At 62.7% G+C, this 19,034-nt stretch carries 13 protein-coding genes and 1 pseudogene; all 14 read right to left on the bottom strand.

From position 1 onward, the window contains the following. Positions 1 to 298 precede the first annotated feature (298 nt). Positions 299 to 1,603 (bottom strand): plasmid replication protein RepC, encoded by a 1,305-nt coding sequence (gene repC, locus AC5XE7_RS04070; RefSeq protein ID WP_495364913.1) that lies wholly within the window; start codon positions 1,601 to 1,603, stop codon positions 299 to 301. Positions 1,604 to 1,920: 317 nt separating this feature from the next. Further along, positions 1,921 to 2,997, bottom strand: a complete 1,077-nt coding sequence (gene repB, locus AC5XE7_RS04065) for a plasmid partitioning protein RepB (protein ID WP_495364912.1) — start codon at positions 2,995 to 2,997, stop codon at positions 1,921 to 1,923. Between the two features lie 127 nt (positions 2,998 to 3,124). Beyond that, positions 3,125 to 4,366 carry a plasmid partitioning protein RepA gene (repA, locus tag AC5XE7_RS04060; RefSeq protein ID WP_495364910.1) on the bottom strand — a complete coding sequence of 414 codons (1,242 nt, stop codon included), beginning with the start codon at positions 4,364 to 4,366 and terminating at the stop codon, positions 3,125 to 3,127. 896 nt (positions 4,367 to 5,262) lie between these two features. Then, entirely contained in the window at positions 5,263 to 6,234 is a 972-nt protein-coding gene (locus tag AC5XE7_RS04055; protein WP_495364909.1) for a formylglycine-generating enzyme family protein, read from the bottom strand. Between the two features lie 6 nt (positions 6,235 to 6,240). After that, positions 6,241 to 7,791 (bottom strand): sulfatase family protein, encoded by a 1,551-nt coding sequence (locus tag AC5XE7_RS04050; RefSeq protein WP_495364908.1) that lies wholly within the window; start codon positions 7,789 to 7,791, stop codon positions 6,241 to 6,243. A 318-nt stretch (positions 7,792 to 8,109) separates the two neighbouring features. Beyond that, positions 8,110 to 9,159: pseudogene (locus AC5XE7_RS04045) on the bottom strand (ABC transporter ATP-binding protein); the annotation flags it as partial. A 15-nt stretch (positions 9,160 to 9,174) separates the two neighbouring features. Continuing rightward, the gene (locus AC5XE7_RS04040; RefSeq protein ID WP_495364907.1) at positions 9,175 to 10,143 is read right to left on the bottom strand and encodes a DUF4432 family protein; all 969 of its coding nucleotides are present in this window, start codon (positions 10,141 to 10,143) and stop codon (positions 9,175 to 9,177) included. Next, a complete protein-coding gene (locus tag AC5XE7_RS04035) occupies positions 10,140 to 11,669 on the bottom strand; it encodes a sulfatase (RefSeq protein ID WP_495364906.1) in 1,530 nt (509 codons plus the stop codon). The genes AC5XE7_RS04040 and AC5XE7_RS04035 overlap by 4 nt, the downstream gene beginning before the upstream one ends. A gap of 10 nt (positions 11,670 to 11,679) precedes the next feature. After that, positions 11,680 to 12,507 carry a carbohydrate ABC transporter permease gene (locus AC5XE7_RS04030; protein WP_495364905.1) on the bottom strand — a complete coding sequence of 276 codons (828 nt, stop codon included), beginning with the start codon at positions 12,505 to 12,507 and terminating at the stop codon, positions 11,680 to 11,682. Continuing rightward, positions 12,504 to 13,460 (bottom strand): carbohydrate ABC transporter permease, encoded by a 957-nt coding sequence (locus tag AC5XE7_RS04025; protein WP_495364904.1) that lies wholly within the window; start codon positions 13,458 to 13,460, stop codon positions 12,504 to 12,506. The genes AC5XE7_RS04030 and AC5XE7_RS04025 overlap by 4 nt, the downstream gene beginning before the upstream one ends. 112 nt (positions 13,461 to 13,572) lie before the next feature. Further along, on the bottom strand, positions 13,573 to 14,928 hold the full coding sequence (locus tag AC5XE7_RS04020; RefSeq protein ID WP_495364903.1) for an extracellular solute-binding protein: 1,356 nt from the start codon (positions 14,926 to 14,928) through the stop codon (positions 13,573 to 13,575). Between the two features lie 109 nt (positions 14,929 to 15,037). Then, positions 15,038 to 16,588, bottom strand: a complete 1,551-nt coding sequence (locus AC5XE7_RS04015) for a CehA/McbA family metallohydrolase domain-containing protein (RefSeq protein ID WP_495364902.1) — start codon at positions 16,586 to 16,588, stop codon at positions 15,038 to 15,040. Positions 16,589 to 16,936: 348 nt separating this feature from the next. Beyond that, positions 16,937 to 17,386 (bottom strand): hypothetical protein, encoded by a 450-nt coding sequence (locus AC5XE7_RS04010; RefSeq protein ID WP_495364901.1) that lies wholly within the window; start codon positions 17,384 to 17,386, stop codon positions 16,937 to 16,939. Continuing rightward, positions 17,386 to 18,717, bottom strand: a complete 1,332-nt coding sequence (locus tag AC5XE7_RS04005; RefSeq protein WP_495364900.1) for an AAA family ATPase — start codon at positions 18,715 to 18,717, stop codon at positions 17,386 to 17,388. The genes AC5XE7_RS04010 and AC5XE7_RS04005 overlap by 1 nt, the downstream gene beginning before the upstream one ends. Between the last annotated feature and the right edge of the window lie 317 nt (positions 18,718 to 19,034).

The following is a 19,034-nucleotide window of genomic DNA, read 5'->3' as shown; positions in this document are numbered from 1 at the left end:
CCTGCAAGCGCTCTGCCCCCGACCCATCTCCCATGACAGGGGCCGTGCATCACGCGCGGCCCTTTTTTTGACCCGCACCAGACAATGGCCCTGAAACGCCCGTCATTGCCGGAGCAACCTGCACGGGAAACAGACTGAGCCACGTTCCAACAGCTCCTTTTCGCCCCTTCCCGCATTGATCTGCTCCTGCATCGGCCCGGGGCTCCCTCGGAGGACAAAATCCGGGCAATCATCCGCATGATGGTCATGCTGCCTGCCACACCGCACCCAAATCGGCCTTGCAGGCAGTTGCCAGCTGTCAATTCAGCCCATCGACGGCCTTCTCCCCTGCTCTTTCCAGAGCTGTGAGCATCGGCAGCAGCGAGAAACGTCCGCTTTCGGCGCGTTCGGTCAGGGCCCGCAGATAGCCTCCCGGCGAGCGGATCGCTTCGGATCGCTCCAGAATGGCAGCGATGACCACTGCAGCGGTCAGTTTGCCCATGGACGCACACGCCTTGTTCCAGGCATCGGGCGAAATGCCCAGCATGGAGCGCACCAGTTGCGCCGTTGCCAGCACATCCCCCCAGTCTCCGATGCCGTCGCGGGCATAGCTGGCCAACGTCGGGCAGGTTTTCAGCAGATAATCGAGCGGAACCGGCTGGCTCTTGGTTTCAGGCGCCCGGCCCGCCTCCGATGGCCCTCTTGCTTCCTCTTCCCGCCAAACCTCCCCATCAGGCAGATGCTTGCGGTCTGGCTCGGTTTTCGGCTTCAGCTCTTTTTCTGAGCGATATTCAAATGGATGATCTATATTTGAATTCTGATATTGCCGCTCAGAACCAGCGTCAGTGCCGCTCATATTCTGATTATCGAGAGCATTCAGATAGGCTGTTTCTACCTCGGCCCGAAGCCTGACCAGAGCATCGCGGCGCTCCTCCAGGACATGGCTGGAGACGTTGCGGCCAGGGCGACGGCACAAAGGCATCAGATCCATGGCAAAGCGCTCCCACTGGCTGCCCAATTGGCCGCCTGCGCCCTCTTCCCGGCCCGCCTCGATGATCTTGGCGACATCGCGCTGGTGAATGGTGATCTCGCCGCGCAGACGCCTGCACAGCCGCTCATGGGCCCGTGCCGCTTCCGCGGCCTCGTGGATGGCCGGGGCAGCCAGCGCCAGCGGAGACAGATCGAAGCCGAAGGCGCTCTCAACCCCGCCATAACCGTCGCGGCGGCAGTAGCGCTTTCCATTGGGACTGTCGCGGCGCAGGATCAGCCCCACCTCGACCAATGCCGCCAGATGACGGCGCAGCGTCGCATCGGCCATGCCCCGGCTGCGCAGCGAAAGCTCCGCATTGGAGGGGAAGACGATGACCGGCTGCGCGCCGTCCAGTTCGCGCTCGGGATGGAAGCTCAGCAGCGCATCCAGCACCACGATGGTGCGATCGGACAGGCCGAACGCAGCGCGCGCCTCGGTCAGCGCCCGGATGAGCTGCCACTTTTCGGTGCGGCCGGTATCGTTGCCGCCTTCATTCAATTCAGCCCTGCGCCGGTCCACCGCCTCGCGATGCCGGAATTGGGCCGCACTTATCCGAGCGCCGCCGAAAGGCGTCGTCGCAAAACGCTCCGTCATGAGAATCACCTCATCTCCGAGGCATAAAAACACCCGGCCAGGACGCACCACGGCTTGACAATAATGTGCGGAAGTGATTCTTTCAGATTGCTACATCGAAAGGGGCTTCCGGGATGGTGACGTTCTGGGGGCCTTTTTTCTTGCCTGCTTCTCCGCTTCTGGTTTCCGTTTTCGGCTCACATGCCGGGAAGGATGCAACCCTGCCGGCAAATCCCTTTTTCTAAGCGCCTTGCGTCCGTTCGGGTCGCTTCCTGCGCCTGCAATTCCCGTCCTGCATGTGCCGCCCGAAACCGGATCCCGTTTCCGGACGACATGCTCTAGTCCGCCTTGCCGTCGCTCTGCGCTGCCAGAAACGCAGCATGCAGGCGTGGCAGCTCGTCGGCGACGAAATCGGCAAAGCCGCTGCCGGCACTGGCCGGAATGGTCAGACGCGCGGCCTTGCCCGCCACCGCGACCTCGCCCAGCACCCTGCCCTGCGCATCCGCGATCCGGCGGGCCCCGCCCGTGGCACCACCCGCGGCGCGCCGCTTCGCGGACGCCTGAAGGCGATCGAACAGCCGCTGGAAGCGCGTGTCGCTGTCCGCCTCACGGAAGGCGTGCAGGGCGATCTCGTCATGCGCCAGCCCGCCCCGGTCGGCCGCCAGCAATTCGCCGAGTTCCATCCAGCGCGGACGCCCGGCCTTTGGCGCGGGGCCGATCGCCTGGACGATATCCAGCGGCACGTTTTCGGTGACCTGCAGCAGGCGCGTCATTTCCGATTTGTGGACGGAAAGCGCCACCTGCGCCGTCGCCCGGTCAAAGCCATGATCGAGCAGCGCCTTGGCGAAGAACGCCCGCTCGATGAAGGACAGCGCCCGGCGCTCGGCGTTTTCCTTGCCCTGCGCCAGCGCCAGCGCGGCATCGTCCAGCGTGCGCACCACGGCGCGCACCGGAAGGCCGAGTTCGCGGGCCGCCTGCGCACGGCGATGGCCATAGGCGATCTGATAGAGGCCGCGTGCCGCTTTCTCCGGGACGGGATGCGGACGCACCAGAACCGGCACCTGCTGGCCGTGCTCGGCCATGCTGGCCTTGAGTGCTGCAAAATCTTCGTCATTGCGCGCGCCATCACTCAGGCGGTCGAGGAAGGGCGAGCGCTCCAGCAATTGCGGATCGATCTCGACCACGCGCTCGCCGGCGGCGAGCATTTCGCGCAGCCGGCCGGCCTCCTGCGCTTCCTGCGACAGCGAGCCGAGCGTCAGCCCCATGGCCTTGACGGCAGCCGACGTCGCCCGCTTCGGCGCGGCAGCCGGCTCGGACGCCGGCACCGGCGAAGCGGTTGCACTGGCATCGTCGACCGAAGCGGCGGGCGCTTCCCCGGACAGCAGCGAGCGCAGCCTGTTCTTGCGTGTGTTCATGAGCCGTCACCTCCCTGCCGCGCATCATCGCGGAGATTCGTGAGGTGTGGATAGATCGCGCCAAAAAGCCCGCAGAGGGGCATCCCGATTCGCAGCGCGCAGGACAAGTTGACAGCTGTCAACCGGATCATGACTTGCGTCCCCATGACTGGATGAGCAGCGCCTCGATCTCGGCATTCACCGCCGTCAGCGCCTCATAGGCGCGGTCATAGGTGGTGCGGTTGAAATTCTCGCGGCCCACTTCGTAGAGCGTCTGCTTGGAAAGCCCCGCATCCGACACCGCCGTCGATTTCAGCATCGGCGCGGTCAGCACCCTGTCCCCGAACTGGGTGCGCAGGAACCCGGAAATCTGCGTCTGCGGACCATCATTGGGCTCATAGCGGGTGATGAGATAGCGCAGGAAATCGAAATTGAGCTCCCCGCCCGCCTCGCGCACCACGGCCAGCAGATCGGAGGTCATGAACAGGAACTGGCTCATCGAGGCCACGTCGAGCATCTGCGGATGCACGGTGACGATGACGGACGTGGCCGCGCACAGCGCGCTCAGCGTCAGATAGCCAAGCTGCGGGGGGCAGTCGATGACCACCACGTCGTAATTGGCCTCGACGGTCGAGATCGCCTGCTGGACGCGGGCGAAGAAGAGATCGTGTCCAGCCTCCCCGGCTCGGCCCTGCCCGCGCGCCGCCAGATGCTGCGGCGTGGTGTGCTCGAACTCCTGCAGTTCGAGATTGCCGGGGACCAGATCGAGCCCATCGAAATAAGTGGGGCGGATGATGCTGGACAGTTCCACCCGCTCCTCGTCATAGCGGATCGCGCCATAGAGCGTGTCGTTGCCGCTGAGGTCGAGTTCGGGCTGATAGCCGAACAGGGCCGACAGCGAAGCTTGAGGATCCAGATCGATGGCCAGCGTGCGATAGCCCTGCAAGGCCAGATACTGCGCCAGATGCGCCGAGGTGGTGGTCTTGCCCGAGCCGCCCTTGAAGTTGGTGATCGCCACCACCTGCAAATGCTCGCCCGGCTGACGGCGGCGCAGATAATGGCGCGCCTTGGCGCCACCCTGTCCGGCGAGATGCGCGCGCAGCGCGTTCACATCGGCCAGCGAATAGAGCCTGCGCCCGCCGGCGCCAACCTCGGGGGAGGGGCCCTCGCCTGAAATCGACAATTGCCGCAGATAGCCGTCGGTCACGCCGATCAGCCGCGCCGCCTCGCCGCTGGTGAAGGGGCGCAGCGTCTTCATGGCGCTCGGCGGAAACAGCCGCCCACGCAGCTTGGCAAGCTCGGCCGACAGCCGCTCGGCATCGGCGGCGATCTGGCGATCGGCCGGCCCCTGCACGACAGCGTGCTGCGCGGTCTGCACCTCGAGTGTCATATCTGAACCTGCCTGCACAAAAACACACCCGTCCCCCTGTCGGGAAACGGCCTTCTCCGACTCACCGGATGGACACAAGTCTACGCGATTACGCCTGAGTTTACAGTGGCCGCCGCAAGTTACGGATAATACCGATATTTACCTGCAATTGCCGTAGATGAAGCTGGGTGAAATACCGATTCCTGTCAAGCAAAAGAGGGTTAACCGAAATTAACCATTCTGCAACCGATTCCACGCTCCGAATCGGCACGAGTTGCCAGCTGTCAACTCGATAAAACGCATGTTTTCCGGATAGTTGCGGATTCTTTGGGCACACAGAAGGCTTTCACGAGACATTAAGACGGTCGATGAAAGCGATCCGGGTGGATGTCGGATGGCAATATCAGGCTCGGATCGAGCCGCGAGCAACGTGCCTTTTCGAATCGCAAAAGTGTCGGCCCACCATGGAGCGAGCGGTCCCGCGCACCAAACCGGCGTGGCGAATCTCCAAGGCGGAGCCAGATCGCTTCGGCTTCCGGCCAAGCGGAGAGGGCATTCGGCGTGCCGATCCGGACAAGCCTTCCAGCGATCCGAAATCAGGCGCAGGATAATGCCCCACGATCCATAACCTGCAATGGCCAGTTGTCGGCAGAATTCTTTGAAGAGAAGAGCCGATGAGCGGCGACCATTGGTGGCGTTGTGGTTACTTCAACAGGGAAGGAGGGACGCCCACGAAAGAAGGGCGTGACGATTCCGATGCGTTCCCAGACCAGTTTCATCTCATACAGGTCGAGTTGACACGATGGATGGCTGCGGAGAACCCAAGCATATCCCTCGCAAGCGGAAACCGGCTTCGAGCGATATGCAAAAACAGAAAGTCAAAGCGCGAGAGTGAAGTCGAAGAATCGCGACACGCTCTAATCGGCGGAAGCCGCCACATCGTAGACAAGCCGGAAGCCGGCATTGCTGGTGGAGGAGCCGATGGTCAGAGCGGAGCGCGCGGCGATGCGGTAGCGGTGGCAGTAGGAGGCGTGGCAGAGGAAGGATCCGCCCTTCAGCACCTTCTCCTGCTCCAGCGCCGCATGGCGGTTGCGGGCCTTCGCCGCTTTGGAGAGGGAGCGGACGCGATAGGCGTCCTGCGTCCACTCCCACACATTGCCGGCCATGCCGTGGAGCCCGGCCCGGTTGGGCTGGAAGGCGCGGACGGGGCTGGTGCCGAAATAGCCGTCGGCCAGCGTGTTCCGGTGTGGGAAGACGCCCTGCCAGATGTTGCAGAAAATGGTGGTGTCGTCGGGCTCGTCGTCGCCCCACGGATAGCGCACGTCGCCGACACCGGCGCGGGCCGCATGTTCCCACTCGGCCTCCGTCGGCAGCCGCCCGCCGCTCCATGCCGCGAAGGCGCTTGCATCGTTCCACGACACCTGCACGACCGGATGGTCGCCGCGCCCGGCCAGATCGCTGGCGGGGCCTTCCGGCGTCTTCCACGAGGCGCCTTCCACGCGCACCCACCAGGGCGTTTCGCCTTCATTGGCATAATAGCCGGCCCCATCCGGCAGCAGGCCGATGAACACCGGCGACCAGCCGAAGCGCTCGGCCTCGGTGACATAGCCGGTCGCGGCCACGAAAGCGGCGAAGCGGTCGTTGGTGACGGTCTCCGTCTCGATCTCGAAGGCATCGAGACGCACCGGGCGGGCAGGGCCTTCCCCATCTGCCGCGATCAGCGGCCTGTCGGTGCCGATGAAGGAGCGGGCGGCCTCGAAGCGGGCGCGGGAAGGGGCGCCCGCATCATTCTTCGGAGCAGGGGAGGAAGAATTCACCGGAGGGGTGGCCGCAGCGGGCTCTTCCTGCGGCCGCTGGTGCGGGGTGCGGGAGTTGGCGCAGCAGCTCATTCCCGTTCAGCCGCGCCCGAGCTGTGCCCGCACGAAGGCACTGTCATGCTCGGGGCTATCGCCGATCTCCGCCATTTTCGCATCGAGCTTTTCCAGCATCGTCACGAAGACATCACGGAAAGCCGGATCATCTGCACGGTTATGCAACTCGAACGGATCAGCCTCGCAATCGAACAGCTCCCATTCGGGCGGCTCATCGCCCGGATTGGCGCCGGTCTCGCCCAGCGGATCATTGTACCAGTAGATCAGCTTGTAGCGCGCGTCGCGCACGCCGTAATGGGCGAAGGCGTTGTGAAAATCGTCCTTGTGCATCCAGTAGCGATGATAGGCGACGTCCTGCCAGTCCGCATCCGCGCGCTGCTCCAGAACAGGCCGCAGGCTGGTGCCCTGCATGTAGGAAGGGGCCCGCACGCCCGCATAGTCGAGGAAGGTGGGGGCGAAATCGACATTCATGGCGATCTGCCGTGACACCGCACCCGGCGCTATGCCCAGCGGATAGCGGATGAGGAACGGCATCTGCAGCGATTCCTCATACATGAAGCGCTTGTCGAACCAGCCATGTTCGCCGAGGAAAAATCCCTGATCGGAAGTGTAGATGACGATGGTGTCGTCGGTCAGCCCTTCCGCGTCGAGATAGTCGAGAAGCCGGCCGACATTCTCGTCGATCGCCGCCACCGTCTGCAGATAGCGCATCATGTAGCGCTGGTATTTGAACAGGGCCAGTTGCTGCGGGTCGGTAAAGACAAAATTCTTTCCCGTCGCGGCGTCGATGAGGCGGATTTCCTGACCGGGAGCGATGTCCGGAACCTTGCGGTCCTTGCGGCCGGCAATCAGCAGCTCGCCGGCCTCGGCGCCTGCTTCCGGCTGCACCAGGCCAAGGTCCTTGTAGGTCATGTCGGCGCGGATGCGCATTTTGGCGGCCGCTGCTGCAGCGGCCCGGTTGGCGTAATCGTCGTCGAAGGTTTCGGGCACCGGCAGATCGCCGTCGGCATGGAGATGACGATGGCGCGGATGCGGCTCGAAGGGGCGGTGAGGGGCCTTGTGATGGCACATCATGAAGAACGGCCGCTCAGGATCGCGCCGCTCCAGAAAATCGAGGCATTTGTCGGTCAGAACATCGCTGGCATAGCCCGGCACCGTTTCCGCGCCATTGGGGCCGATCATCACCGGATCGAAATATTCGCCTTGTCCCGGAAACACCGACCATTCGTCGAAGCCGGTCGGCTGGTGCGCCCTGCCTTCGCCGAGATGCCACTTGCCGAACATGCCGGTCTGGTAGCCGGCCTGGCGCAGATGCTTCGCGACATGCGGCAGGCGGTTGTCGATATGGGTGTCGAGCGTGGTGACGCGGTTCACATGGTTGTAGGTGCCGGTCAGGATCGAGGCGCGGCTCGGCGTGCAGATCGAATTGGTGACATAGCAGCGGTCGAGCCGCATGCCGTCGCGGGCGATGCGGTCGATATTGGGCGTGCTGTTGAGCCCCGACCCATAGCAGGAGATCGCGCGCGCGGCGTGATCGTCCGACATGATGAAAAGGATATTGGGTCGCGTGGTCATGTCACTCTCATATGCGGGCGGCGATGCAGGTGCGGAAGGCGGTCAGCGCGGTTCGCCGCCGCCCCGGACGCGGGTGGAAGCCGGGCCGCTGCCGCGCATGTAGTGCAGTTCGGGGCGGTAGCCATCGGCGCGGATGCCGACCAGCGAAAGCACGCGCGCCGCCGCACTGCCGAGCCCCGCCCGGGCGCGCGCGCCGGGTTCCTGTCCGGCCTTGCGCCCATGCGGAGAACTGCCGCGCCCGGTGCCCGGTTTTTCGGGGGAGGGGAGGCCAGGGGAGGGGAGGGAAGCGGAGGGCAGGCCGGAGGAAGCCGGCGCGCCGAGCCGCTGGCCCGTCTTCTCGTCGAAGAAATGGAGGCGTGCGGGGTCGGGCCTGATGCGCACCTTGTCGCCGGGGCCGATGGCGACGCGCTCGCGGCCAAGATAGTTGATGCGCTGGCCGTCTATATCGAGGAGCAGATAGGTTTCCGATCCGGTCTGCTCGACCACGGTGACGGTTGCCTCGACACCGGCCGGATCGAGCAGCAGATGCTCGGGGCGGATGCCCAGCACCACGCCATCCAGCATGGTGTCGACACCGCTATCTTTAGCCGGCGCAATGATGTTGCCGGGGCCGTGAAACTGGCCGTCCTCGATCCAGCCCTTGATGAAGTTCATGGCCGGCGAGCCGATGAAGCCGGCGACGAACATGTTCTGCGGATGGTCGTAGAGATCGAGCGGGGCGCCGATCTGCTCGACATGCCCGTCGCGCATCACGACGATCTTGTCGGCCATGGTCATGGCCTCGACCTGATCGTGCGTCACATAGACCGTGGTGGTGCGCAGGCGCTGGTGCAGCGCCTTGATCTCGGCGCGCATCTGTACCCGGAGCTTGGCGTCGAGGTTGGAAAGCGGCTCGTCGAACAGGAAAACCTGCGGGTCGCGCACGATGGCACGGCCCATGGCCACGCGCTGGCGCTGGCCGCCGGAGAGTTGGCGCGGATAGCGGTCGAGCAGGGCCGACAGGTCGAGGATCGCGGCTGCCGCCGCCACGCGCTCGTCGATCTCCTTCTGCGGCCTGCCGGCCAGCTTCAGCGAAAAGCCCATGTTGCGGGCCACCGTCATGTGCGGATAGAGCGCATAGTTCTGGAACACCATGGCCACGTCGCGCTGCTTGGGCGGCACATTGTTGACCAGCCGGTCATCGATGCGGATCTCGCCCTGCGCGATGTCCTCCAGCCCGGCGATCATGCGCAGAAGCGTGGACTTGCCGCAGCCGGACGGGCCGACAAGCGCCACGAACTCGCCATCGGCGACATCGACATCGATGCCACGCAGCACCTGCACCGTACCGTAGGCTTTGCGCACGTCGCGCAGATTGACCTCAGCCATGATCGTTTTCCCTGTTCATGTGGCGCCAGCCGTTCCAACTTCGACCGACACGGAAAAAGCAGACGTTTCGCCGGGCGCCAGCAGCGGCGCATCGGCATTCGAGCCATCCTCGTTGCGCCCCACATTGCAGGGCTCCACCGACAGCACGCCGCTGCGCGGCATCAGGTTGCGCCACAATTGCAGGTGGGGCAGGCGGGCGGCATCCCAGCCAAAGCGCAGTTGCGGGCTGCCCGCGCCGGCATCGACGCTGCACACGGCATACCCCGCGCCGCGAAGAGGGTGCAGGCTGGCAGGAACGGGGCCTTCCTCCGGCATGGCCAGCGGCCCGATCAGGCGTTCTCCATCCAGCGTGACCACACTTCCCGGCGCGACGGCCGGATAGCCCAGATTGAAGTGATAGAGCAGATAAAGCGGCAGCGGCCGGGGGCCGATATTTTCGATGCGGTCGGTGATGCGCAGCTTTGTGCCGCCGATCGGCGCTTCGATGCGGCGCTTCAGGCGATAGGCGTCGGCGCCATTGCGCCACTGCACCACCTCGCCCTCGCAGAACAGCACCGGCTCGTCCGCGTCCCAGTCCTCGCCATAGGCGGTGAGACGCGCGGGCGAATAGGGCAAGCGCCCATGCAGCGGGTTTCCGTTGGCCGGCTGGCGGATATGCTCCAGCCCGCAGGTGACGAGAAAGCCGCCAAAGGCGCGGTCGAACCCGCGGCCGCCATCGGCTTCCGGGCCGGGCGACGGGCCGAAACCGGCCGGGCTCTGCCAGCCAAGCTGAACGCCGCGAAAGGAGAGCGTGGCGATGTCGAGCGAGCGGTCCGCCGCCACCCAGAAATCGAGCCCGCCGCCGGTGGAGAAGGCCAGCATGCGCCCGCCGCGCCCCGGCCCGTCATCGAGCACGATGCGGCGCACGGAGGCGATCTGCGACAGATCCGCAGTCAGGCTGCGCAGCGAGGCCGCGTCGCCGAATTTGCCGTCCCGGCCGGTCATGTCACACCCGCCGGTATGTCGAGGCCGAGCCGGGTGAAGGCTTCGGGCGGCGCGCCATTGGCCTGCATCAGCCCGCTCATCAGCTCCGTCATCGCCGTTTCCAGCTTCGGATCGTCCAGCGGCGCATCCTGCCCCGGATCGGTGGCGAGATCGTAGAGCCGCGTTTCCGATTCCAGCAGGCTGCCCGGCCCGTAATTGTTGTACATGGGCGAGCGGTCGATGACCGGCACTTTCAGCAGCGATGCGCCCTTGGTGAAGGACAGCGGCGGCGACAGCTCGATGTCGGCCAGCTCGGCCGGCGTGAACGGCGAGAAGATGTGCGTCGGCACCAGCGTGTACTGGTAGAGCGCCTGCTTCGACAGGTCCTCGGGAAAGCGATGATAGGTGTGCTGGCCATCCGTAACGTTCACCGCGCCGCCGAAATAGCCGAACAGCGCGCCCTTGCGCCGCTCGGTGCCATCGGCCATGCCGGACAGCGAAAAGCCCTCGTTTTCCGGCGGCGGCTCGGCCCCGAACAGGTCGAGGAAGGTGGCGGCGATGTCGATCGACTGGGTGAGCGCGCCTGAGCGCGTGCCGGCGCGCCCGGGGTGACGCGGGTCGTGCAGGAACAGCGGGATATGCGCGACCTCCTCATAGAGGTTCATGCGGTTCTTGGCCCAGAAATCATGCTCGCCGAGCAGGAAGCCGTGGTCGGAGGTGACGACGAGTGCTGTATCCTTCCACAGATCATGCTCGTCGAAATAGTCGAGCATCTGACCGAGCAGATGATCGCACATGGAAACCACGGCGTAATAATTGGCGCGCAGTTCCTCGCATTCCTCCGGCAGCTCATCGACGCGGCCATAGCGCGGCCAGTCGCGGATCGGGCCTTTCCAGCCGGTGTCGAACGGGGCCTTGAAGCGTTCCGGCGCGGTGAAGGGCTCGTGCGGATCGAAGGTCTCGATCTGGAGGAACCAGTTGTCGGCATCGCGGTTGCGGTCGAGGAACTCGAAGCCTTCCGCGAAGCAGCGCACCGAGGGGAAATCCTTTTCCTCGCGGATGAACTCGCGGTTGACCATGTTCTGCCGAAAATAGGAGCGCGGCTCCTCGCTGAACTGGCGCGCGTGATAGGTCTCGCGCAGCCGCTCCCAGTGCGGCTGGACCATCGCCTTCCAGCGGTCGCCTTCCTGCCCGCGCACGAATTCGTAGGAGTCGTAGCGGTTGTGGTAGGTCGCCCCGCCATCCTCCCAGTAGTGGAAATGGTCGGTGATCAGGTGGCTGTAGGTTTTCTTCTGCCGGCTCAGTATCTCGGGAAAGGCGTTGTCGAACGGCTCCAGCGGCCCCCAGCTGCGGTGCAGGAAGGTCAGGCGCCCGGTCAGCATGTCCCGCCGTGCCGGCATGCAGGGCAGGGAGCCGACATAGTGCCGGTCGAAACTTGTGGAGCGCGCCGCCAGCCGGTCGAAATTCGGCGTCGGAATGCGCGTGCCGCCATAGGCGCCCAGCATGTGGCGGTTGAGCGAATCGAGCAGGACGAAGACGGCCTTCATGGCAGCTTTCCTATTTCACCGCGCCCTGCGTCAGGCCACGCACGATATAGCGCTGGGCGATCAGCAGCACGACAAGGGCAGGCAGCATGGCAAGGGCAGCGCTTGCCGCCATCTGCGTGTACTGGATTTCATAGTCCTGGGCGAACTTGGCGATGGCGACCGGCACCGTCGCCGTTTGCTTCATGGTCATGGTGAGCGCCACGGCGAACTCGTTCCACGACGAGATGAAGGTGAGGATCGAGGTGGCGGCAAGGCCGGGCGTGATCAGCGGCAGCACCACATGCCACAACACGCGCGGCGTGGAAGCCCCGTCCATCACCGCCGCTTCCTCAAGCTCCTTCGGCACTTCGCGGATGAACACCGCCATCAGCCAGATGGCGATCGGCAGGTTGAGCGTGGCATGGGCGAGGATGAGGCCGGTAAAGGTGTTTTCCAGCCCGACGGCGCGCGCCATGGTGAACCAGGCGCTGGCCAGCGCCACCGGCGGGATCATGTGGAAGATCATCGTCCAGGCAAGGAAGATGTGCACCACCCAGCCCGGCCATTTCAGCCGGTTCAGCGAGAAGGCGGCGAGCGTCGCCACCACCACGCACAACAGGGTGCTGAGCACGCCCACGATGATGGAGTTGCGGTAGTTGAGCAGGAAATCCGAGGTCTTCGACCACAGCACCTCGTTGAAATTGTTCCAGATAGGCGTGAACGTCATGTGGCCCATGAGCAGCGAGATCTGGGTGCGTAAGCCGGCACCCACCGTCCACACGATGGGCGCGATGACGACCAGCGCGCACAGCACAAGCGCCAGATGCAGCATGAGCGAGGAAGAGAAAGGGCGTCTCATGACTGCCGTCCCGCGCCGCGACGCGCCGAAATCGCGATCACCAGCAGGATCGAGACGATGAAGATGATGGCCACCGACATGGCCGAGCCGTAGCCGGCCTTGTCCTCGGTGAAGAAGCGCTGGTAGAGCGTGAAGCTCAGCACCTCGGTGGACGTGCCGGGGCCGCCGCCGGTGAGCAGATAGACCTCGTCGAACACCTTGAAGGCGACGATCAGGCGGAAGGCGAAAGTGACGATGATGGTCGGCACCATCAGCGGCAGGGTGATGTGGACCAGTTCCTGCCAGGCGCTGGCGCCATCCATTTTGGAGGCCTCGAACACGTCCTGCGGCAGGGATTCCAGCCCGGCGAGGAACAGAAGGAAGCAGAACGGGGTCCAGTGCCAGATGTCGACCACGATGACGGAGAACAGCGCCGTCTCGGGGCTGCCCAGCCAGTCATGCGGCATGAAGCCGAACAGGCCAAGCAGCTTGTTGACGAGGCCGAAATCGAAATTCAGCATCAGCTTCCAGATGGCGCCGATGACGATGCCGGGAATGAGCAGCGGCAGGATGAAGATCGCCCGGTAGAGCACCCGGCCGCGCACGATGCGCGACACCATCAGCGCCATGGCGAAGGCCAGCACCATCTGCCCGGCCACGGCGGCCAGCGCGAAGATGACGGTGTTGCGCAAACCCGCCGCGAATAGATTGTCGGAGAACAGCGCCTTGTAGTGGGCAAGGCCGGCAAAGCTGCGCGTCGCCTGCCCGTCAGCCCATGAAATGTCCTGAAAGGACGTGATCACCAGGTTGACGATGGGCAAAACGCTGAGCGCCAGCATCATGGCCAGGGCAGGCGTGAACGAAATCCAGCGCCACAGGCGCTGATCACCCTGCGCAACGGCGCCGGTGCCTGCAGGAGCGGGGGCGGCGTTGGCCGGGCTCGGCCGCTGCGCGGTCGCTTGGCTCGTCGTCACCGGTGGTACCTCCGGGTTTGGGTCGCTTCCCCGCGGCGGGGTCGTGATCCTGCTCATCGTCTGGATACGCAGACGACGGGCCGGTATCGGGCCCGCCGCCTGCGCAATGATCTTACAGCGGGCTGATCTGCCCGGTGCGGTAATTGTAGCCGGCCATGATCTTCTCGATCTCGCCCGCCATGCCGTTAAGCGCCTCGACGCTGCCGATCTCGCCCGCGACCGCGCGGTTGAGGCCAAGCTCCAGAACCGCGATCACCTCGCTGGCCTGCGGGAACTGGTAGGAGTTGACGGCATGCGGCAGGGCCTCGGCAAGCGGCTTCATCCAGCGATACTGCCGTTCCTCGGCGATCGGCTCCTTGTAGACGGCCGCGTTGACGGGAATGCCGCCGGCCTTGGCGGTCTCAAGCTGGGCTGCCTTGGTCTGGAACCAGCGCAGGAACTCGACGGCGGCGCGCTTGCGGTCGTCGGGAACGTTGCGCGAAATGCCGGCCAGCCAGTGGCCGAGCGCGGGTGCGGTGGGCAGGCCGGGCGCCGAGGGCGGCACGGCATATTCGACCTTGTCGACCACGGCCGACTTGTCGGGATCGTCCATCTGCGAGGCGGCCGAAATGACCATCATCACATGGCCCGCCGTGCCGGTGACCATGGCCTGGATAACGTTGGCCTGATCGTTGGCGGCGGTCTTGGGATGGCCGGCTTCCTTGGCGAGGCGGATATAGTAATCCAGCGCCGTGCGGCCTTCCTCCGAGTTCAGCGTGACGGTGAAGTCGCCCTCCGACTGGTTGCGGAAGATGGTGCCGCCGAAACCGTAGAGATAGGGATAGAAATCGTAGGACACGGTTGCCGGGCCGCGCGCGCCGCGCTGGACGATGCCATACATGGACGGCGGATTGTGCAGCTTCCTGGCGTTGGCTTCCAGCGCCTCGAAGGTCTTCGGCACTTCGAGGCCGGCCTCCTTGTAGAGGTCGCCGCGATAATAGAGCATCGGAATCAGCGGCGAGACCGGGATCGACATCAGCTTGCCGTCGCTGGTCAGCGATTTCTTCTCGGCGTTGTAATAGATGGTGTCGTTGAGCGTGTAGAGATCGGGATCGAGCTGGAAGCCCGGATCGATATCGGTGATGGAATCGACGAAGCCGCCGCCATACATTTCCGTGAACCAGCCCGAATTCATGATGAGAATATCGTACTGGCCCTGGCTGGCGCGCACGGAATTGCGCTGCTTCTCCAGCGAACCGGCGAAGGGATTGACGTCCAGCTCCACCTTGTTGCCGGTTTCGGCCTCATAGGCCTCGACCGTCTTGCGGAACGAATCGAACCACGGCGACTGGTTGATGACGATGGTGATCGGCGCCACGCTCGCGGCATAGAGCGGGCGTGACGACAGCGGGGCCAGAACGCTGCCGAGGCCGGCCGCGCCTATTCCCTTGAGCAAGGTACGTCTTGGAATGCGGATGTTCGTGGTCACTTGAATACTCCCGGTTTGCGCCACCAATTTATGACCCGGTTTCCGGGCCGTCATGCAAAGGGCGATCTGGCTGACCTCTCTTTATTGGATGTCTTTGCCTCTATCGCCCTCATTCGCAGAAAATAGGGCTTGCCCAGTTCCACTGTCCGTTTGCCTGCCGCATGCGGGCATAAATCCATTCGCCGCGCCTGAGCGGCTCGATGCCGACCGTGCCGCGCCACTGCCACTGATGCGGGCGCGGCAGCGGGTGCAGCCGGAAGGCGGGGCTGTCGATCGGTCCCAGATTTCCCGACAGCGCGCCCTGCAAAAGACGCTCCGCGCTCGCTTCAAAAACCTGCCCGTCAAGCGTGAGCCGCACCTTCGCCTCCGGCCGGATGCGCATGCGCGCGGCGATCGCCTGCGTGGCGGAGGTGAAATTGTTGGGATTGCCCATCGAGCGCAGCGAAAACGAGATGTGGTTGCCCTCCAGCCCGATGCGGGTGCGGTCCTCTTCGTCGCCATCGCCTTCCAGCGGCGACACCACTTCCGAACCGCGCAGGCGCGGCTCGACTGACAGGATCTCGCCGCCGCTCAGCTCCAGCGCGCCGGTCCAGTCATGGAAGGAACCGCGCGCGCCCCAGCCAAGCTCCAGAACCAGCAGCGTTTCCATGTCGTCACCCTCCGCCTCGATAGGGGAGGGGGAAAGCTCGGGCGTGATGCGCGAGACCAGATCGCCATTGCGGATAATATCGATGCTGTCGATAAAACTGCCGCCGACGGCTTCCAGCTCCAGCTCCGCCGGCCCACCGGCGGCGATCTGCCCGCCCTGCACCGTATCGCCAATGACGAAGAACAGATGGCTGCAATCGCCGGTCAGCGCATTGGTGCGCCGCTGGTGAATGCCATCCCACAGGCTTTCATGGGAGTTTTCAGCTGCATAGACGGCCGAGCGGCCATGGCCGTAGGAACCCGGATAGCCGCTGTGATGATCGGTGTTGCCGAGGAAACCGAAGCGATGGCCAAGCGACAGGCCGTGGCGCACGGTCGAGAACCCGTCGCTCGGGCCCATGGAATGCAGGAAGGGACGGTCCATCATCGAGGTTTCGGAGCAGCCATGCATGGAGACGATCTCCATGACCGGCGACAGGTCCGGCACCACCGTATCCCAGTTCACGCCGCGTGCGCCGAGCCGATAGCCGATGTGATGCGGGAAGGCGAAAGCCCCATCGCCAACCTCGGCGCGCAGCTTTGCGTGCAGATCCGCCGGCGTTTCGGCCTCGATCAGCGGCTGACCGGCAATGTCGCGATAGACGATGGTGTAATCGCCATGGGCGAAGGAATGTATCTCGTAGCCCGGAAATACGGTGAATACGCCCGGCTCGTCGGCCGCCGCGAGCTGGTCGAAGTGGCCGGCCCACAAGGTTTGCAGCTTCGCGAACCCTTTGACGTGGAAATCGACGATATGGGCGACGCGCGGATCGTCGACCGGCATGTCGGGCCAGTAGGCGTGGCCGGTGACGGAAACGAAATCGAGCTGCCGGCGCGCCCGGCGCAGCGCCTCATCCAGCGAGCCGTGACCATAGGAAATGCCGCAATGATTATGGATGTCGCCATACCACGGCCGCAGGCCGAACCGCGCGGCCAGCGGCGACAGTCTTCCCGGCAGGCGTTCACCGATCATGCATTCCTCCGCCTTCCCCCGAAGCCTCCCCCGGCTGTCAGGCCCGGCCCCGGGCAGCGCCCAACCGGATGAAGTTCAATATGTATTGTAGCGTATCATACATATTGGCAAGCGCAAGCGTGGAATCGCAGGGAGCGGCGTTTGTGCACAGTGAGGAAGGGGAGAAGTTGTATCGGGGAGGGTATTTCGGATCGGCCTCGGGCTGCCAGATCAAAGCCGCGCAACCGGGAGGCCATGCCTGCGCCATCCGTCCAATAGTGAAGCAGAAGCGCGACTGCAATGGGGTGGGAAGCGATCTGGCTGCTTCTGGAGTGACGCTTCAAAAAGCCTATAGTGAAATTGCAACGCTTAACGCGCACGTCCAGCTACGCGCTCAATGTCAAATTCACCACGATCGCAAACAACCTGCAGAACCGCTTTGAAGTCTCGGGCTATGCGGCTCTTGGCCCGTTGTACTTTGGTGTCGATTTTAGGATAGCGACTGCATACAATCACGAAACCGATACGGTTCTCCAGAAGCGGATTTACCGAAGGGTGACGAACTGTGGTTTCGAGTTGATCGCACGCATGATCGACGTCGCTACCTTTTAGTTCCACCAAAACAGAGGCCACGCCGACCTTGTTGACCAAATAGTCGACCTTCACACCGTCTCTCACGAGACAATCGTCTATGCGTGTGACCCGGTAGTCAGCATTATCCGGATTTCGAAAAGTCGCTCGGCGCTTATTTTCTTGGACGACAATCAAAGCACCCTTGCGCGAAGTCGTACACTTACTCGCATCCAACACGGCCACCATTAAGCTGAAATCTCCAGCTCTAATAGCCGATCGAATTCGCTACCAATGACTTCTGAAACGCTATCTAAGTAGCTGCCATCGATTAGGCCATCCTCATCCATTAAGTTGGTCAACACGCCGTTTTCGATCGAATATGCAGCTACTTGGTTGGTGCCAAGCCAACATTCTTTAGGGACAATCTGTGCTACTTCGTCAGCCAACTTGCGCCTCCTGGCAATCTGGCCGGCTTTCAGGAAAACGTTCAACTTGCTCATTATGTATGGGCTGTGGGTCGTCAGAACCAGCTTCCGGTGACTTCGCTCAGAAGCTACAGAACCAATTAGAAACTCCATCAAGAGCCCTTGGGCCGCTGGGAAAAGATGAGCTTCAGGCTCTTCTATGTAGACAAGTTCGTTCCTCCTGTGCACTTTTACATCTGGTGGGAAAGTTCGTCGAAGCGCATCACGCTCCCCAAAATAATTTACGAGTGTCCACATGGGTAGTAATTCTTGCTGCCCGCTGGAAAGTGAAGTAAAAGGAATTTTTCGACCGTCATGAGCAAGAACAAATTCAGAATCATTCTGGAATCTTACTTCTCCGCCAAATAATTCTCCCATGAATCTACTCTTTCGGCGGAGAAAATCTTCTCCTAATCTTTTTGCTCTAATTAAACCTACGCTGGCAGCTTGAAGATCCCGCAACCTCGCAAACAGTTTTGCAAATTTGATTGTGACAGGATCTAGGCTCCCGGACTGTTCGATGCCAGCTACCAGCCTACCAATGCTAGTGAAAAATGCTCTCCCAGCAGGGATGAAAGTTTGCGCTTCTAAATACTCAAATTTCAATCGTTTAGCAATCAGACTGGTTATCTCTTGCCTAATCTTATGTGCTCGATCAATAGATTCAGTTAGTGCGAAGTCCTCATTGAACAAATCGTCCTCGGAAGGGGGAGCTTTTTTCGAAAATTCGGCCTTCATCCAGTTGTAATTTGAGGTGAACCAGTCCGAGAAGCTTAGATTTATTTCGTCAGATACCTCGCCGCCGCGTACCTTGCGAAGGATGCGGGCACTCATCAGTCCTGCAGAGTAGTTGAGGTTGAACCTACCAGTACCCCAAGCTGAGGGAGGGAACCACATTATAAATTGCCGACCAAGATTTTTCTTAAAAGCCTCAAGGGTTTCCCCACGTTCCGCTGCCTGGACAGATTGCGAGACTATGTCGGCAAAGAAGTAGAAGAGCTTGGTTGTGACGCTTTTGCCACTGCCTTGCGGACCGATGATTATGTTGATTGGTGCCAACATAAAAGTTGCGTCGCGAAGGCATGAGAATTCAGAAATCGCAAGGGTTGCCAAATTATGGCTCCAGTCGACAGAGTGAGCGCAACCGTGAGATTACACAGTCCGCCCACTAATACGCTAGAATTGTGAGGTCTACCTTAACATCGCTTTCCTGTGGACTTTATCGACCGTGGCCAGAGGACCGAAGCAGCCGATACGTCCCATGGATCCGATCCGCACCGCCTGCCAGGTTGCGACTTTGCTACAGGAGGTGCGAGGGATAACCAATGGCGGCTTGTGGGATATTCTTGACTTGGCTGGATTGGCCGAAATTGGGGTCGCTTTCTGCGGTAAGAACCCTCAGGGAAAACGCATTCCCGCTTTCGTAGCAA

This window comes from Aquamicrobium sp. YD-1-mutant5, assembly GCF_059509755.1.
The sequence above is the reverse complement of the archived record's forward strand: the minus strand, read 5'-3'. Positions and strand labels throughout refer to the sequence as shown.

What these genes read in the sequence shown, in the direction of transcription:
- AC5XE7_RS04015 (WP_495364902.1), bottom strand. Translation starts at nt 16,588, where the DNA reads ATGATCGGTGAACGCCTGCCGGGAAGACTGTCGCCGCTGGCCGCGCGG.
- AC5XE7_RS04010 (WP_495364901.1), bottom strand. Translation starts at nt 17,386, where the DNA reads ATGGTGGCCGTGTTGGATGCGAGTAAGTGTACGACTTCGCGCAAGGGT.
- repA (WP_495364910.1), bottom strand. Translation starts at nt 4,366, where the DNA reads ATGACACTCGAGGTGCAGACCGCGCAGCACGCTGTCGTGCAGGGGCCG.
- repB (WP_495364912.1), bottom strand. Translation starts at nt 2,997, where the DNA reads ATGAACACACGCAAGAACAGGCTGCGCTCGCTGCTGTCCGGGGAAGCG.
- AC5XE7_RS04035 (WP_495364906.1), bottom strand. Translation starts at nt 11,669, where the DNA reads ATGAAGGCCGTCTTCGTCCTGCTCGATTCGCTCAACCGCCACATGCTG.
- repC (WP_495364913.1), bottom strand. Translation starts at nt 1,603, where the DNA reads ATGACGGAGCGTTTTGCGACGACGCCTTTCGGCGGCGCTCGGATAAGT.
- AC5XE7_RS04040 (WP_495364907.1), bottom strand. Translation starts at nt 10,143, where the DNA reads ATGACCGGCCGGGACGGCAAATTCGGCGACGCGGCCTCGCTGCGCAGC.
- AC5XE7_RS04030 (WP_495364905.1), bottom strand. Translation starts at nt 12,507, where the DNA reads ATGAGACGCCCTTTCTCTTCCTCGCTCATGCTGCATCTGGCGCTTGTG.
- AC5XE7_RS04050 (WP_495364908.1), bottom strand. Translation starts at nt 7,791, where the DNA reads ATGACCACGCGACCCAATATCCTTTTCATCATGTCGGACGATCACGCC.
- AC5XE7_RS04055 (WP_495364909.1), bottom strand. Translation starts at nt 6,234, where the DNA reads ATGAGCTGCTGCGCCAACTCCCGCACCCCGCACCAGCGGCCGCAGGAA.